General features: G+C 43.0%; 12 protein-coding genes. 2 read left to right on the top strand and 10 right to left on the bottom strand.

The genetic code is table 11. From position 1 onward, the window contains the following. Positions 1 to 171 precede the first annotated feature (171 nt). From FED51_RS19725 to FED51_RS19740, 4 genes are all read right to left on the bottom strand, one after another. The gene (locus FED51_RS19725) at positions 172 to 1,851 is read right to left on the bottom strand and encodes a methyl-accepting chemotaxis protein (RefSeq protein WP_053430020.1); all 1,680 of its coding nucleotides are present in this window, start codon (positions 1,849 to 1,851) and stop codon (positions 172 to 174) included. Between the two features lie 137 nt (positions 1,852 to 1,988). Continuing rightward, a complete protein-coding gene (gene pgmB / locus FED51_RS19730) occupies positions 1,989 to 2,669 on the bottom strand; it encodes a beta-phosphoglucomutase (RefSeq protein WP_134230412.1) in 681 nt (226 codons plus the stop codon). Between the two features lie 180 nt (positions 2,670 to 2,849). Then, positions 2,850 to 4,646 (bottom strand): M14 family metallopeptidase, encoded by a 1,797-nt coding sequence (locus tag FED51_RS19735; RefSeq protein WP_138090966.1) that lies wholly within the window; start codon positions 4,644 to 4,646, stop codon positions 2,850 to 2,852. Further along, positions 4,573 to 5,691 (bottom strand): M14 family zinc carboxypeptidase, encoded by a 1,119-nt coding sequence (locus tag FED51_RS19740; RefSeq protein WP_138090969.1) that lies wholly within the window; start codon positions 5,689 to 5,691, stop codon positions 4,573 to 4,575. Before FED51_RS19740 ends, FED51_RS19735 begins: the two co-directional genes overlap by 74 nt. A 255-nt stretch (positions 5,692 to 5,946) precedes the next feature. On the opposite strand from FED51_RS19740, the gene rarD reads away from it, so the two are divergent. Beyond that, positions 5,947 to 6,873, top strand: a complete 927-nt coding sequence (rarD, locus tag FED51_RS19745) for an EamA family transporter RarD (protein WP_053430022.1) — start codon at positions 5,947 to 5,949, stop codon at positions 6,871 to 6,873. An 87-nt stretch (positions 6,874 to 6,960) separates the two neighbouring features. On the opposite strand, the gene FED51_RS19750 is transcribed toward rarD, so the two are convergent. The 5 genes from FED51_RS19750 to FED51_RS19770 form a co-directional block, all read right to left on the bottom strand. Then, positions 6,961 to 8,178 (bottom strand): ISL3-like element IS651 family transposase, encoded by a 1,218-nt coding sequence (locus tag FED51_RS19750; protein ID WP_138090972.1) that lies wholly within the window; start codon positions 8,176 to 8,178, stop codon positions 6,961 to 6,963. 178 nt (positions 8,179 to 8,356) lie between these two features. Next, on the bottom strand, positions 8,357 to 9,718 hold the full coding sequence (glnA, locus tag FED51_RS19755; protein WP_134230049.1) for a type I glutamate--ammonia ligase: 1,362 nt from the start codon (positions 9,716 to 9,718) through the stop codon (positions 8,357 to 8,359). Positions 9,719 to 10,626: 908 nt separating this feature from the next. Beyond that, positions 10,627 to 12,288, bottom strand: coding sequence for a glycoside hydrolase family 13 protein (locus tag FED51_RS19760; protein WP_053430023.1), 1,662 nt, complete (start codon positions 12,286 to 12,288; stop codon positions 10,627 to 10,629). A gap of 586 nt (positions 12,289 to 12,874) precedes the next feature. Beyond that, positions 12,875 to 13,888: a sodium-dependent bicarbonate transport family permease gene (locus FED51_RS19765; protein ID WP_010899994.1), complete on the bottom strand. Its 1,014-nt coding sequence runs from the start codon at positions 13,886 to 13,888 to the stop codon at positions 12,875 to 12,877. Between the two features lie 139 nt (positions 13,889 to 14,027). Further along, positions 14,028 to 14,393, bottom strand: a complete 366-nt coding sequence (locus FED51_RS19770) for a Na-translocating system protein MpsC family protein (RefSeq protein ID WP_010899995.1) — start codon at positions 14,391 to 14,393, stop codon at positions 14,028 to 14,030. Between the two features lie 347 nt (positions 14,394 to 14,740). Between FED51_RS19770 and FED51_RS19775 the strand changes: the two genes are divergently transcribed. Continuing rightward, positions 14,741 to 16,273 (top strand): FAD-dependent oxidoreductase, encoded by a 1,533-nt coding sequence (locus FED51_RS19775; protein WP_053430024.1) that lies wholly within the window; start codon positions 14,741 to 14,743, stop codon positions 16,271 to 16,273. 40 nt (positions 16,274 to 16,313) lie between these two features. Here FED51_RS19775 and FED51_RS19780 read toward each other — a convergent pair whose 3' ends face one another. Further along, complete coding sequence (locus tag FED51_RS19780) at positions 16,314 to 16,706, bottom strand: VOC family protein (protein ID WP_010899997.1); 393 nt, start codon at positions 16,704 to 16,706, stop codon at positions 16,314 to 16,316. Positions 16,707 to 16,711 lie beyond the last annotated feature (5 nt).

Raw genomic sequence — 16,711 nt, forward strand, 5'->3', positions numbered from 1 at the left:
CCCTCCTATTAATCTCGCATATGTATATACGAGAAATTCCATAGACCGATGAGCAAACCCTTTCATATGGTGTAAAATGATCCTAATTTACTGTAAAATGATAATTTTTGTTAATAGATAATTCATGATAAAACCCCCTTTGGCCGTTCTGCACCGAAAGGGGGTTATCTCCTACAATTTGAATCGATTGATTTCTTCTTGAAGACCAGCTGCTAGGTTGCTAAGTTGTTCGGCCGAATAGGCGATTTCCTCCATGGAAGACAACTGTTCCTCTGTACTTGCCGCAACAGTTTGCGAGTGATCGGCATTTTGCATCGAGGCTTGCTCCATGTTTTGAATCGAGTCGCTTAACTCGATTGTGTTTCGAGCAATTTGTTGTGTTGCTGTGGAAACGTCCAGCATTTGCTCATTCACCGCAGCAATGGACGCAGTAATTTTTGCAAAGGTAGCTCCAGCGTCGCCAACAACTTTTGTTCCTTTTTCCACTTCAACTTGGCCTTTGTCCATTTCTTGAATCGCTTTCTCCGTATCTTGCTGAATCGTGGCTAACATTTTGCTAATTTGGTTAGCCGACCGTCCCGACTCTTCCGCAAGCTTCCTTACTTCGTCGGCGACAACTGCAAATCCCTTTCCATGCTCACCAGCACGGGCCGCTTCGATTGCTGCATTTAATGCAAGAAGGTTTGTTTGCTCAGCAATGGAGTGAATTAATTCTAGAATGGAGCCGATCTCTGATGAGCGTTCCCCTAGTTGTTTAATAAAGGTTGCCGACTGTTGAACCGAGTGCTGGGCCGTATCCATTTGCTCTATCGCTCGTTCAATCGATCGCTCACCATCTTCCGCATGGGAGGCGGCCTCATCGGCTTTTATACTAACGTCAGCCGTGGCGAACGTTATCCGCTCGACACCTGCGCTCATTTCTTTTGCAGCGATCACGCTTGCTTTCGCCCGATCAACCGTATCCATCGATTGCTCCGATACATCCTGAATTGTAGTCGCCACTTGATTCGTTACGGTCACGGATTCTTGCGAGCTCGCTGACAGTTCTTGAGCGGTTGCCGTTACTTGATCGGACATTTCTTTCGTTTTACCGATGAGAGATCGTAAATGACTTTTCATCTCATCAAATGCTTTTGCCAATTGGCCAATCTCATCTTTGCTTTTCACATTAATATCCTCACCAGATAAATCCCCTTTGGCAATTTGACTTACTTGGCCTAAAAGGGAATGGATCGGTTTGGTGATAATTCTAGCAATCATGAGGGCGACCATCACGCTTCCAAGCATTGTCACAAGGGTGGCGACAATCACTGAACGCTGTAACTCGAGCCCTAAATTTTGGGCTTCCTTTAATTGACTCCCCATCGTCTCTCGCTCTTGACTCGCTGTATCTTGCAAATATGTAATTAACGACATGGCCATTGGCGTTCCTTGGGAGCTCATGATCCGACTTGCCTGGCTAATTTCTCCATCTACATAAGAAGGGAAGACCTCATCTACAATAAGTGCCGACCAGTTTTCGTTTATTTTCAAATATTCATCTAGTACGGGATCCTCAGAAAGAGTGGCTAACTGCTCTTCGATCTCTTGACTTGCTTCAGTCAATTCTTCAAATGTACGAGCATAGTTTTGATTCCCTGTTAGCAAGTAACCTTGCGCCAAAGATAACCTTTCCTGAACATTAGATACCAATTCTCCTTTGACTACGACTAAAGGGAATCGCTCCTCTGTAACCCGTTCAATATTTTGAGTTGTTTTTTGAATATTAAAATAACTATATGCAGAATACACGATGAAAAGGAGGACAACGATCGAAAAACCGAGCAGGACCTTGCCACGAATACTTTTCATGATTGACACCTCTTCTCCCAGCCTTGAACGCTATTATATGTTAGCACCCTGAAACATGGCATCGTTTTCATTTTGATCCATTTCATAGAGCTGCTATTATTATAGCATTTGCAGAAGAATAGGACAATCGTCCAATATCAAAAATCCTTTTTTCTCTTCATCCTAACAGCATTTATAAGACTTTTTAAGGATAACTCCTCAGTTGATGCTACTTGCCAGTGGGCTTTTTTCATTGCTAAATGGGTTCCTACTCCTACAGCGAACATTTCGGTTTGCAAAATACCGGTTAGGCCTGCTTCCCCGTCTTCAATTGCGACACAACGATTGGATGACACACCTAGTAATTGGGCTGCCGTTAAAAAGATCTCCGGGTCAGGCTTCCCTCTCCTTACCTTTTGAACATCGACGATCACATCGAACGCATCGATCAATTGCAACCTACTTAATACTCGAGGGGCGTTCGTACTTGCCGACGCAAGTGCGATTGAAACTTTTTTTTCTTTCAATTCACGAATGAATGAGTAAATGCCTGGGAGAGCGTCGGCTGGTGTTAACTCGGCTATTAAGCGCTGATACTGTTCATTTCGCAACTCTGACAGCTGTTTCACCTGCTCGTCGCTGACCTCCTCACCTGTCAAATCACAAATGGCACGAACGGTTTTCTCACGGCTTAGCCCTTGAAGCGATTGATTCATTTCTTCTGAGAACGTAACGCTCAATTTTTTTGCAATATGTTGATTGGCTTCATAGTGCAATCCGACGGTATCCGCAATTACCCCATCCATATCAAAAATAACAGCTTCAAAAGGACAATCCATTAACTACACTCCCCATGAAAAAACTGCTGACTCAGCAGCAGTGCTTTTCTTTATTATACCAAGTCCCCTGTTATTCTCATAGGTAAAGTACCGGTGATTGCCGAGCCTCTGCCGACTTATGCTTTTTCTTCTATAAAGTAAAAAAACGCCCACTTCCAAACAGAAAGTAGGGCGTACTTATTAATCACTAACCGGAACGAGCGGCTTCAGCTTCTTCGGCTTTGTTGAACATCCTCCGAGTTGTTTTTCTCCTTTCGTGTCAGACTGTGTCACCTCAAAGGGACGCATGCGAAGCAACGGTGCCGTACAGCTCTCCTTTGCTGCAAACAGGCTATTAGCTAACAGCCGATAACTGTGCTGCGGATGGGCTCGAAACGTCAAATCATTCGCAAACAAAACGTAATCAGTTTCGTTCATCTCAATGGAAGCTGCAATCACTTGTCCTCGCGCTTTTTCATGCTCTGGCCACCATCCAGAGATCAAAAAGTCATCGCGATCAGCCACAGTCGCTAAGATTGTAGCCTTATCGGGAAGCTCAGCGATCCACGAACCTGTTGTGACATATAAAGCTTCTTCCTTTTCATAGCCCGCTGTGTAACGATTTTTTTCCATGACTGCTTCCAGTAGTCCTTCATGATTCAATGCCGTGCTCCCTGTAGCAAAACCTTTCAGGACGTTCGCTTCTTCAATCGCTTGCAAGGAGCGGCCCCCAATCCCTACATACATTTTTCCACTCGCTTCTTTGCGATTAAAGTTCCCCAGATCATCTACGATCACATCCGCCTCATCTGTAGAGACGATAGGAAACCCGAGCTGTTCGATTACGTACCTAGTTTGTGCAGAGCCGACGACCGCTACTTTCGGCTGTGAAAGGCGCTTCACGTGTACAGAGGACTTGTTGTGTAGCGGAGTCGCATCTACGTAGAAATCTTCGATATGAGCTTGTAACTCTCTTGACCTAACGATAAAGTCACCCTCTTGAACTGTTCTATGCGATTTTGCTGCGACATAGACAGGTTTACCCGCCTTTAGCAATTGATTCACGAGTTGGATGGCTTCGTTGTTAGAATTGGCGACAACGTAATAGCTGTTTTTCCCATGTACAGCTAGTGAAGTCCATTCTACCTCTTGGACAGGCTCCGCTTCACCTTTAAAAGCATCTTTTTGCCTTACCTCAACCACATCAAATCCCCGTAATGCTGGGAAGTTTACAACCACCGAATCATACATGGCGGTCCAGTCCGAAAGATCCGCTCCAGAGTAGAGCATCGCGTTAACAAATCCCCGCTTTGCTTGCGCCATCGGTATAACGTACGTTCCTTGCTCATACGTCACACCATTGACTGCAACTGGACTGGTTGTTTGCTCTACTTGAATGCCATTTCGAAGAAAATACTCAACCATTCGCTTCGCTTCCAACTCGTTTTTTTGAGCAGCTCCGATTGGCAATACATAATAATCAGGAAAGAATGAATCATGTGCACCCCGTTGACGTCCAATCACGTCACCCTCTTGATTAACAAACCACTCATCCACACTTCGATGATCCTCACCGCGGACCCCTCGGGCAAAAAGCTCGAGCTGATGTTGAAAGAGGGCATCTTTATTTGTTAGAACATAGTCGATGGCACCATAACTTAAACCGACCATGGCACGGTAAGAATTTTGACTTAACGTTGGCACCTCCACTGTATGAGCGATCGCACCGTGAAGCATAGCGAACATGGCCGTATACGCTGGGCTCATATCATCCCAGCCATTCTCCCAATCGAGCAGGGGAATGAAATAGGAATCTAGCGTAGAGCTTCCAATTCCTGCCCTGCCCATTGCATGCGCTTGACCGATCATTGAATCCACGAGCAAATCGTATTCAAAGTTCGGATTATGAGGGGGTGTCGCTGGCTCAATAAGGAATCCTTCCACAATACCCGTGTAGGTCAATGAATGACAGCGGCGTCCATTTTCCGATATGTTCATTGACTTGAATCGTTTCGGGCTGCGTCTGGTAGGCATTGTCACGATTTAGATCAAAACCATTTGCATTTTCCCTCGTGTTAGCCACCCGTCCATCAGGATTATGGGTAAAATGAAACAGGAAAATAACATGGTTTAACGCGTCCTCCACATCAAAAGTGACCTCTTTTCTGTGACCATCTTCATCCTCGGTATGAAACGTGACTTGATCCTCCAACGCTAACGTTCGAAAAACCTCCATCTGAGCGTCAATTCCTTCTACTTCATCAGGATGTATGTTATTAAACCAGATCGGTACTTGATAGTCTTCAAGTGTCCCATCCTCTAATGTTTCTAGTAAACGTTCCGGTTGTTCGAGCGCTGTAGGAAGCGTCTCATTCAAATAGCGATGAACAGCCTCTTCATCCTTGGCAAGAACGACAAAATGAAGATCCCTTCCTTCCACAGACTTCCCGAGAGACTGATACTCCAAATAGCGATCCTCCGGTGCATCTTGAAGTACTTCATCGATGGCCGGTTTGATCTCCTCATAGGTGAGAAACTCGTCATATACTTTGAGTGACATGCTTTGGGAAAGCGAAAATCCCGACGAAGGATGTGTCACAGCAAGATCATACTCACCCATTAATTCAGGATAACGAACGCGGATCGTTCGTGGCGACAAATCATCGGTTCCGAACGGCAAACTGAAATGGAGCGTGGCATGCACATCGTTTGTTTTCCGATCGATCGTAGGTTCTTTCGTAAACGTAATAAAAGAGTCTCCAGAAAAATCTCTTGATTCCCCATCCCAACTCTTCCAATCTTCTAATGCCTTGCCACCAAACGCCCAAACAAAATCATCCAACTCGAGATGATCAGGTATCGAAAATGAAACCTTCACCTCTCGTTCCTCCGTAAGCGAGAGTAGCGTCCGGTCTACCTGAAGTTCCTGCTCTTGGTCAGCGACCTCTGTCTGCTGCTTCGCTTCGGTCACATACGTTACCTGTGGCAACGCGATGAAAAATAAGATCAATAGGAGCCAAAGCGTCCATCGATGAGTTCTCATGTTTTCCTCCCTGACAGTTTTTGAGCTTTATAGATACACTTTAGCATAATTCGACCTGTCCCTCACAGTGAGGAATGAATGAAAAACCACTGGACAGATTCTAACCGATGTCATACCGTCCCACCATCCTCTGCCTTTATCCATCAAACGAAAGTCATTCGCCACTCGAAACAAAATAATTGAAATACGCCCGATAAATCTCTAAACTAGATCTATCCATTGTTATTGAATTTTCAGAAGATGAGGGGAACAGCCATGAAAAATCAACAAAAAACCGGTGTCATCGCGGCCATTAGCGCCTATCTTATCTGGGGATTTTTACCCCTTTATTGGAAGCTGGTGGATGAAGTGCCAGCAAGTGAAATGCTCGCCCATCGTATCGTTTGGTCTCTTGGGTTCATGGTCATTTTGTTAGCTGTCATGAAGAAAAATCGCCAAGTGATGAGAGAAATCTTGGATACCTTAGCAAATAAAAAGACAGCCTTTGGCATAACGATGGCTGCCATTCTCATCAGCATGAACTGGTTTATTTTTATTTATGCGGTCTCAAGTGACAAGGTCATCGAAGCCAGTCTCGGCTATTATATTAACCCGTTAATTAACGTCTTGCTAGCGATTGTTTTTTTACGGGAGAGCTTATCGAAATGGGAAGTAGCTTCTTTCCTTTTAGCGGCTGCTGGTGTATTGAACATCACGCTTCATTATGGGTCCTTCCCTTGGGTCGCCTTCGCCCTAGCCATTTCCTTTGGCGTGTATGGCCTGATAAAAAAAGTCGTTTCCCTTAGCGCATGGGCTAGTTTAACAATTGAAACATTGATCATGACTCCATTCGCTTTGCTGTTCCTTCTCTACATTCCGCTCTCAGGAGGAGCAAGTGCCTTTAGCCTGAACCATTTGTCTACTGCGTGGCTGATCATCGCATCTGGAGCCGCAACAGCGTTACCTTTGCTACTGTTCGCAACGGGAGCCAAGCGAATCTCTTTTTCGCTAATTGGTTTTTTGCAATACTTAGCCCCAACGATCATGCTCATGCTCGGAGTTTTTCTCTTTCAAGAACCCTTTAGCCGTGTACAGTTCGTCTCCTTCTTGCTCATCTGGACTGGCTTGATTATCTTCACCATCTCACGTTCGCGAACCGCTGGTCGATTGAAAAAAGAAGCCTTAGCAAAAGCAAGTGCATGAGGTAGCGATCCCGAAGTTAGATTTTCATTCTACTATTAAAAAGGTTCTTAGTCAAATGTTGGGGTGGCATAGGAGGGCGAGCCCCTCTTATCCTACCCCGAATGTCTGATGTTTGAATTGATGATGTAATAGAATACGGTTTCGTAGGCGATCATAACGCCGAAAGCCAAAGGCGTTTCTCTTAATCACCTTCGTTTGATTATTCAGTCCTTCAATAAAACCATTGTTTAAGCCAAACGCGAAGCTATTCAAGATCTCGGTCTGCCAGTTCTTCAGCGTCTGAATGGCTCGGTGGAACTCCTTTAACGGGCTCGCCTCCACTCTTCGGTAAAAGGCGTAGAGCCCTTGCTTCACCTCGCTCATTCGTCCTTCCCTTCCTTGCATCTTCGCTTCTTGATACCACCGACGAAAATGTTCTTTTAGCTCATACGCTTCCCTTAAATCAGGGGATAGCTCTAAGTACCGCTCCACCTTCTTCTTTTGCTTATCATCCAGTCTTTCTCTCTCTTTCTGAAACAGATGTTTGATCCGTTTACATCGTTTTCGATGATACGGATGGAACGCTTTTTGCACTCGGCGGCGAACCCCTTCCAGAGCCCAGTAGATGTAACGACAGAAATGGAACGGATCCCCAATGATGAGCGGGTGGCCTAAGGCCTTTTGAACAGCCGACTTGAAGGTATAACTTAGATCCATCACGACTGTTTTTACATGATGACCCTTCTCTTGAAGATATCGTTTAAGCGTATCGGCTTTACGATCCGGTAAGATATCCAGTGGCTTCCGTGTATCTGCATCCGCAATGATCACTTGATATTTCCCCGCTTTCGTATCCCCTTTGTAATCATCAATCGCAATCCGAGGAGGAAGGTGATCCACCTTCTTCACGAGGGGGGCCGCCAATTGATCAAACCGGCGCATGGCAGTTGTCACGGACGTTTGGAATTGATTCGCTGTGTCCGTAAAGTTCTTCCCTTGAATGAGCCGTAAGCGAAACGCTTGATTCCATTCCACTGTCTGACGCTGATATCGCTCTACAAAACAGGCTTTCTCCGCAAACCGCTTCCCGCATCTGCACGCGTACCGGCGCTTTCGATAGAATAGATACACCCACCGTTCAAAGAGCTTGAGATGTTGAACTTTTTGGATGCGGTAATCATGGATTCTCTCGGTTCTCTCCCCGCAGGATGGGCAACGATGAGGCGTTCGCGGCATTTCTACATGGAGCGCGATAAAGCCCTCTCGTTCCTCCATCTTTGTGACCTTCACACCTTTTAATCCGGGCAAATCCATGGTAAAATTCATCGTACACGCAGCTCCTATCCTTTCTTTGTTTCTCGACAATTCAAGGATAATGGATAAAGGAGCCTGCGTGCATTTTTTTTGCCCTCTTTTGTGCAAAAACCCCAACATTTATTGTAGAGCCATTAAAAAAGCACCTGTCGCCTCTGTTAAAGAGACGGCAAGTGCTTCATTCCAATGATTAGAATTTACCTTGGTAAGCTGCTACTTCCCAATCGTGAACCGTTGTACGGAATTCATCCCACTCTCCACGTTTCAACGCTACATACTCGCCGAAAGCGTGCTCACCGAATGTTTTCTTACCAATTTCCCCTTCTTCAAAGCGATTAATTGCTTCTTCAAGGCTTGTAGGTAAGTTTTCAATTCCGCGCTCAGCAATTTCCTCTGCGCTCATGTGGAAGATATCAGCATCAACAGAAGCTGGTGCTGTAAGCTCTTGTTCCACTCCGTCCAAACCAGCAGAAGCGACAACAGCGAATGCTAAATAAGGGTTAGCAGCTGGGTCTGGGCAACGGATTTCCACACGTGTTCCAGCTCCGCGTGTTGCTGGAATACGGATTAGTGCCGAACGGTTGGAAGCAGACCATGCGATGTAGCAAGGTGCTTCATATCCTGGCACAAGGCGCTTATAAGAGTTTACAAGCGGGTTCGTTACCGCAACGAAATCTTTTACATTTTCAATTAAACCAGCAATAAATTGATAAGCTGTTTTTGAGAGTCCTAGTTTGTCACTTTCATCATAGAATGCATTTTCTTGCTTCTCATCATCAAACAATGAGATGTTTGTATGCATTCCGCTACCGTTTGCACCACCAAGTGGCTTCGGCATAAATGTTGCGTGAAGCCCGAATTGCTTCGCAACGGTTTTAACGACCCATTTATACGTTGTCGCTGCATCAGCAGATCCTAAAGCATCAGCATATTTAAAGTTGATCTCATGCTGGCCCTCAGCTACCTCGTGGTGAGACGCCTCAATGGTAAAGCCCATGGCCTTTAACGTACGATAAATTTCAAGGCGAACTTTTTCACCGTTATCTTTTGGAGATGGTTCGAAGTATCCACCGATGTCTTGTGTCTGCTTTGTAGGAAGTCCATACTCATCTGTTTCAAAAAGGAAGAATTCTAATTCGGGTCCAACACTGATGGAATACCCTTTTTCTTTTGCACGTTCTACCGTTTTCTTTAAGATGTTACGCGGATCTCCTTCAAAGTCAGACCCATCTGGCTTTTTTACGCTACAGAGAAAACGCCCTTCTGAATAGCCCTCTTCTTCCGTCCAAGGCAATACAGCAAATGTTGTTAGGTCAGGCTGCAAGTATAAATCTGACTGGTTGATCGGTGTGAAACCAGTAATGGATGAACCATCGAACATAATTTTTCCATCAACCACGCTATCGATTTGTTCCGCAGTAACAGTTACATGCTTTAAAATTCCTTCAATATCTACGAACTGTAGGTGTAGAAGTTCAACGTTTTTCGTTTTGATTGTCTCTTTAATTTCCTCGATCAAACTCTCACGCGTCGGCACTGAAACGGTCGTCATCTTCATACACACTTCCTTTTCTTGTAATGTAATGTGACATCTTTAATTGTTATCATTACTGTATAGGAACAGAAAGTGCCTCGCAATGGGTTTGTTAGATTATCTGACAAACACTTTGATAAGGAGATTTTTCCCATAATCGAATAAAGCTTATAACGAAGGGATAGGAAACGCTTACAAAAATCTGAAAAATCAGATTTATGATTCATTAGAACTACGGATCTTATGTAAACTGAAAAGGTCAGAAATACGTGGCTGCCGTCTAGTGTTTATGGCGAAAGCGATCTTTTCTTACCCTTTAATCTTAACGAAGGTAATCTACAATAGAATAAAAAAAGAGTGAATGTCTATCCATTCACTCCAAATAAAGGGGGGTATTTCGATGAAAAAAACTCTTGCAATGATGGGTTCGTCTATACCGTAACAATTTTTTCTACACAGAACAACCGCTTGCGACAATTCTTCACAAGAATCATACAACCTTAACAAGGTTTTTACGCAACAATTACATAGATCGTGTCAGAAAGTGTACTTTTCCTCATTTTTCTTACGACCTCTCCGCTTAGTCGGATCGTTATATGCTAAGTCCTTTAACAAAGACATTGATTACAAACAAAAGATTTAAACTGAAGCTGGGACAAAACACAGTAATAAGAGTGTTTATTTTATATGGGGTTTATGGTTTCAAGAACACTCGCTTCCCGCGGGCAAGGCTTCAGCTAATCGGGGAATGGGCCCCGATGGATCTTCAGCTCTTGCTTTTCCCCTAGGCGTCGCGAATTTTGACCATTAACTTGGAAACGGCCGTAGTTATCCGTATAAAGAAAAAGGTTCGGATCATTTTAATTTGATGATCTGAACCTTTTTAATTACGTCTGGCTAGTTCTATCCCTGCCTCTGTTCCATCGTTAAGATTGCCAGCGATATACCCTTGCTTCATACGGACGTAGCTTATCTTTCGCCCCTTGTGTTTTGTAGTTACCAAGCACACGTTCCTTCTCCCCAATTAACTTGAGTGGGAATTGGAACGATACCTCATCAGCAAACATATTCACCAGAATGAGCGCGCTCTCTTTCTCTAGTGTACGCGTATAGGCAAAAATCTGTTTATGCTCAGGCAAGACAAGATCGTAACTGCCATAAACAAAAAGGTCCGATGACTTCCTTAATTCAATCATCTTCTTATAATAAGAAAGAACAGAATCCTCTTCTTTTAGCTGCTTCTCTACATTGATTTGTTTATAATTTGGGTTGACCCCCATCCATGTTTCCGTTGCTGTTGAGAAGCCTGCATGCTTTTGATCGTTCCATTGCATCGGCGTACGGGAATTATCTCTCCCCTTTTGCCAAATGATCTCCATAATTTCTTCATGGGAGCGTCCTTTTTCTGTTTCAATTCGATAAAAGTTTTTCATCCCTACATCATCGTAGTCCTCTATTGAAGGAAAACGGACATTCGTCATCCCAATCTCCTGCCCTTGGTAAATAAACGGAGTACCCTGCATAAAGAAGAAAAGCGTCCCCAATGCTTTTGCACTTTCTTTCCAATATTCCTTATCATTTCCCCATGTGGATACGCTTCTTGGTTGGTCATGATTTTCAAGAAATAACGCATTCCACCCTTTTCCTTCAAGTCCTTTCTGCCATGTCGTAAAGATACTCTTGAGTTCAGCAAGGTCAACCGTGCCATTTACTCCTTTATCCCACAATCCTAAATGTTCAAACTGAAAGATCATATTAAAGGCACCATGATCTTCTCCAACCCAATCGTCCGCTTGTTCCACAGTTACCCCATTTGCTTCGCCTACGGTCATAATATTAAAGTGATCGAACGTCTCCCGTTTCAACTCTTGCAAGTATTCATGAATACCTTCACGGTTCATATGCCCCTCAAAAGAAGGAACATAATCGAGCCCTTTTGGATTCGGTAAATCTGGTAACCCTTTTACTTTTTTAATATGAGAAATGGCATCCACACGAAATCCGTCGATTCCCTTTTCGAGCCACCAATTGATCATTTGATATAACGCTTTACGCACGTCCCTGTTTTCCCAATTTAAATCAGGTTGTTTTCTCGAGAAAATATGCATGTAATATTGGCCTGTAGCCTGATCATACTCCCAAGCGGAACCGTTGAAAATAGACTCCCAGTTATTTGGTTCAGAACCGTCCTCTTTCGGGTCACGCCATATATACCAATCCCTTTTCGGGTTATCCTTGGACGATCTTGATTCAATAAACCACGGATGTTCATCCGATGTATGGTTAATGACAAGGTCGATAATGAGCTTCATACCTCGGCGATGAACCTCATGTAATAATTGATCAAAATCTTCCATTGTCCCAAACTCATCCATAATATCTTGATAGTCGCTAATATCGTAACCGTTATCATCATTTGGTGATCGATACATCGGACAGATCCAAATCACATCGATCCCTAGGCCTTTTACATAATCTAATTTTTCAATAACTCCTTGGAGATCACCAATTCCGTCCCCGTTAGAGTCACAAAAACTTCTCGGGTAAATTTGGTAAGCAACCGCTTCCTTCCACCATTGTCTGTTCAAGATAAATCGCCCCCTCCACCTTATGGCAAACGTTTGCACATGCTCCTTTATTATATTTGCTTTTTGTAAAGAATACAATTGTTTCTTGTCAATTTCAACTCAATTGCGCAAACGATTTCTCTTATTTAAATCCCGTTTATTGTATAAGATAGAAATTTAATCATTTAATATGTTTCACGTGATACATTAATTCGAGTAAGTATAGATTTAACATACTTTTGTAAAATGTTCATATAGAGATTAACTCGTCGTTCTTATCCCAGACTCATTTTATAAAGCGAGCGACAGTGTCGTTAGTGTTACTTTTGAACAAGCTACATAAAACTTTAGCTATCGTCAGGTACGGTTGTTTAAACGTTCGACCCATCAAAGTGAATAAAAATTTTAGTAGTATGTTAGTAAACTCAGTGTTTCCTATCCCCTTTAAACGGCAGCAAGATTCATAGTCTCTTTCCACCCTCCCTCTCGAATGACTTTGCTTATAAAAGTTTTATACTTTTTTACGGCAAAAAAGTAAAAGTCGGATAAACCGATACAAAACGGTTCACCCGACTTTTTTGTTTTAAGGTTTACTCCCCTCTCTTCTCTAATGAAGCAACTTCGCAAATTCAAAATAAAGAGGAATACCGAAGATAAGATTGAACGGGAAAGTGACCCCTAGTGATAGCCCTAAATAAATCGATGGATTTGCCTCTGGTACAGACGTTCGCAATGCAGCAGGAGCCGCAATATAGGAGGCGCTCCCTGCTAAAATCCCCATCAATGTTGCTCCCCCAACTGATAAACCGGCAAGTGTTCCTACGAGAACACCCAACGCCCCAAGCAAAATCGGGGTCAGTACACCGAACAGGATGAGTTTGATTCCGTGCTTTTTAACTTCAGGTAAACGTTCGCCAACGGTTAACCCCATATACAAAAGGAAAAGAATCAGAACGCTTTGATACAAGTCGATAAAAAGAGGTTGAACCATCGGAATCGCTCGTTCACCTACTACAAGGCCAATAATTAGGCTTCCTAGAAGTAATATAATGCTTTTTCCAAAAAAGCTTTCCTTCAGTACTTCTTTATCAATCAGTCCCTGATGCCCTGAGACAATTCCCACTCGTTTAGAAGATAAAGTTGTTGGAACAGCCTGTTGCCTTTCAATGATGCTTAATAACAATAAGGATACTAAAATTGCAGGACTTTCCTTTAACACAACCATCGCATTCATAAATCCTTCATAGGTCGTGCCACTTTTCTCAAGAAACGATACAGCCGCACCATAAGTTACTATACTCGTCGATCCATAAGTGGCAGCAAGCGCAATTGAGTTCTTTAAGTCCACTTTCATAAACAAGCGTGTAATCATAAGAACGATAACCGGGATCAACATGCCTAAAAATATCGTCCCAATAACTGGCCCAATTACCGCTTCGAGATGATAGTGTGAAAGTTCAATCCCTCCCTTTATTCCGATCGCAATCAAAAGGTACATACTTAACGCTTCTGTCAATCCTTTTGGAAACTGCAAATCAGATTTAAAGGTCGCAGCAATAATACCTAATAGAAAAAACAAGACTACAGGTGATATCAAGTTTTGTATGATGATTTCACTCACTTTTTATTCCTCCCTCTAACGAAAATATGCAATAAAAAAACCGACAATTTAAGAATAGATGGTCTTATCACCATACATTCAAAAAATTGTCGGTTTATCTTCAACAAACATTATGTTCTTCGAAGATCTCCCTGTTATGTTATGAAAAATTTTTTTCAACATCATTCTCTAATTTAAACACAATGATCCGTTCTCCTGTACGTGTGCTTAAATCAGTATGAATGCTTAGCACCTGCTCCCCTATGATCGAGCGAATGATTTCTTTCAAATCTTTTTCTCCCGATTCAACCAAGTCAGCGCGAGTTCGTTTAATTGAAATTCTTCCTTCTTGGGTTTCACACAAGGCATATTCTGCAGGGGTTAAGATCCCTCGCAATGTGACAATGATCATATTTCGCAAAAGGTCTGTTTTCACTGAGACAGATCCTCGTCCGAGATAATCTTTTTCCCATTGCGTAAGAGCTTTACTAATTTCTGATTCAACCATTCCTTTTGTTTTATTCATTGTCCCTCATCAATTTCCTATCGAAATCTTACAGAATAATACTAGGCTTTCAATCCTCTTACAGCTTTTTCAGATAGCCAATCGCATGATTAAACTATATGCTAAAGCCTTGCTAAAGGATTTACTATGGTCAGCTTATACATTTTAGTTTAAAGTTTATCCACTATGAAGTCAACATTTAATTAGGAAGAAGTTCGCCCTGTCATCCTACAGAAGCGCTTTCATACTCTATCCATCAATGTTTCACGTGAAACAATTTAGAAACTTCCCAAGAAAAGATGCACGTATATACATTATTTCCTAGGGATTGGTAACAATGATAAAAAAAGATACGTATATGAAGGAGGATGGCCGTGAGCGAGCAATACAAACAGCCAAATACACCTGAGCCTTACTGGAGACAATCCACTCCCCTACCTGACTTTAAGCCACTGCAAAATGATTTACGAGTTGATGTCGTCATTGTTGGAGGGGGAATCACTGGAATAACCACCGCCTACCTGCTACAAAAAAGAGGTAAGAAAGTGGTCATTCTTGAAGCAGATCGATTATTCAATGGAACGACAGGGCACACAACAGCCAAAATCACTGCCCAACACGGATTGATCTATGATGAATTTATTCAACATTTTGGCGAGGATAAAGCAAAGCAATATTACGATGCGCAGATGGAAGCTAAGACTTTCATTAAAAACACCGTTCAAGACTTATCAATTGATTGTGATTTCCAAGAGCATGACGCCTACATCTACACAAATGCTAACCGGTATCTAGCGAAATTAGAACGAGAAATGCGCGCCTATGAAAAACTACAAATTAATGGATCACTGATTGACTCGATGCCTCTACAAGTCCCAATAAAAAAAGCGATTGTCATGAAAGGTCAGGCACAGTTTCATCCAATTGCCTACTTAATGAAGCTCGTTCAAGATTTTATAGACCGTGGCGGCCTCATTTTTGAGCACACGGTTGCGACAGATGTTGATAAAGGCGAGCACCGAACGGTTCTTACGAGAGATGGTCATAAAGTAACGTGTGATTATGTCGTTGAAAGCTCCCACTTCCCTTTCTTTGATCGCGGCTTTTACTTTTCTCGTATGTACGCCGATCGCTCTTATGTTCTTGGCCTAAAAGTAAAAGAGCCATATCCTGGTGGCATGTACCTCTCAGCTGAGGACCCGCCACGATCGATTCGCCATGCGTCTTACCAAGGAGAAGACCTCTGGCTCATTAGTGGAGAAACACATAAAACAGGACAAGGGATGGATACCGACTACCATTATGAAGCACTAGAATCTTTTAGCCGTGAGATGTTTAATGTGACTGACATTTCTTACCGTTGGTCTGCACAAGATTTAGTTACCCTCGATCGGATGCCTTATATCGGACCAGCCACAAGCAATGATCCTCATATACTTGTTGTCACAGGTTTTCGAAAATGGGGCATGACCAATGGTACAATCGCAGCTCATCTAATCACAGATCTGATTATCGGCCAAGTAAACGCCTATCAAAAGCTGTTTGCTCCACAGCGATTTGTCGCTGATCCAAGCCTTCGTAAATTTTTCTCATATAATGTCGACGTAGCTAAACACCTCATTGACGGTAAAACAGAAAAAGGTTCACGAACCCCTGAATCGTTGCAAAAGGATGAAGGAGACGTGGTAAACGTAAACGGTAAGCGTGCAGGTGGCTATCGTGATACGGATGGAGCCCTGCATCTCGTGGACACTACGTGTACCCATATGGGATGTGAAGTAAGTTGGAACCATGGAGATCGTACCTGGGATTGCCCTTGTCACGGATCGCGCTTTTCGTATGACGGAGAAGTTGTTGAAGGTCCTGCAAAAAAACCATTGAAAAAAATCGATCATACCTAACGACCATTAAAACGAAAAAGGACTGCTATGGTCATTTCCATTAGCGGTCCTTTTTTTGTTCTACATGTAATTCGATTTGATTTCCATCGGGATCTAAGCAAAATATTTGCGCAAACCCGCTTCTACTTGTGCGATTTTCTCGATAGGCTACGTTATGCTTTTGAAGCCATGAAAGTGTTTCCTCATAATCTTGTACGCGAAGAGCAAAATGTGCTTCCTTAGTATCAATCGTTGGTTGCTCCCTCAACATCTCCGTTTGATCATAAACAATGAGATGGATTTGTTGCTCTCCTACCCCGAACCATGCACCATCAAAGTCAAAATCAGGACGCTCCAAAGGTGCTAAACAGAGAACATCTCGGTAAAAAGTGACCGCTTTATTTAAATCAGTAACAGGGAGGCTTACATGATGTAAACATTCATATGAAATCATCAAAC

Origin of the sequence: Halalkalibacterium halodurans, from assembly GCF_005671335.1 — a bacterium.
Lineage (GTDB): Bacteria > Bacillota > Bacilli > Bacillales > Bacillaceae_D > Halalkalibacterium > Halalkalibacterium halodurans.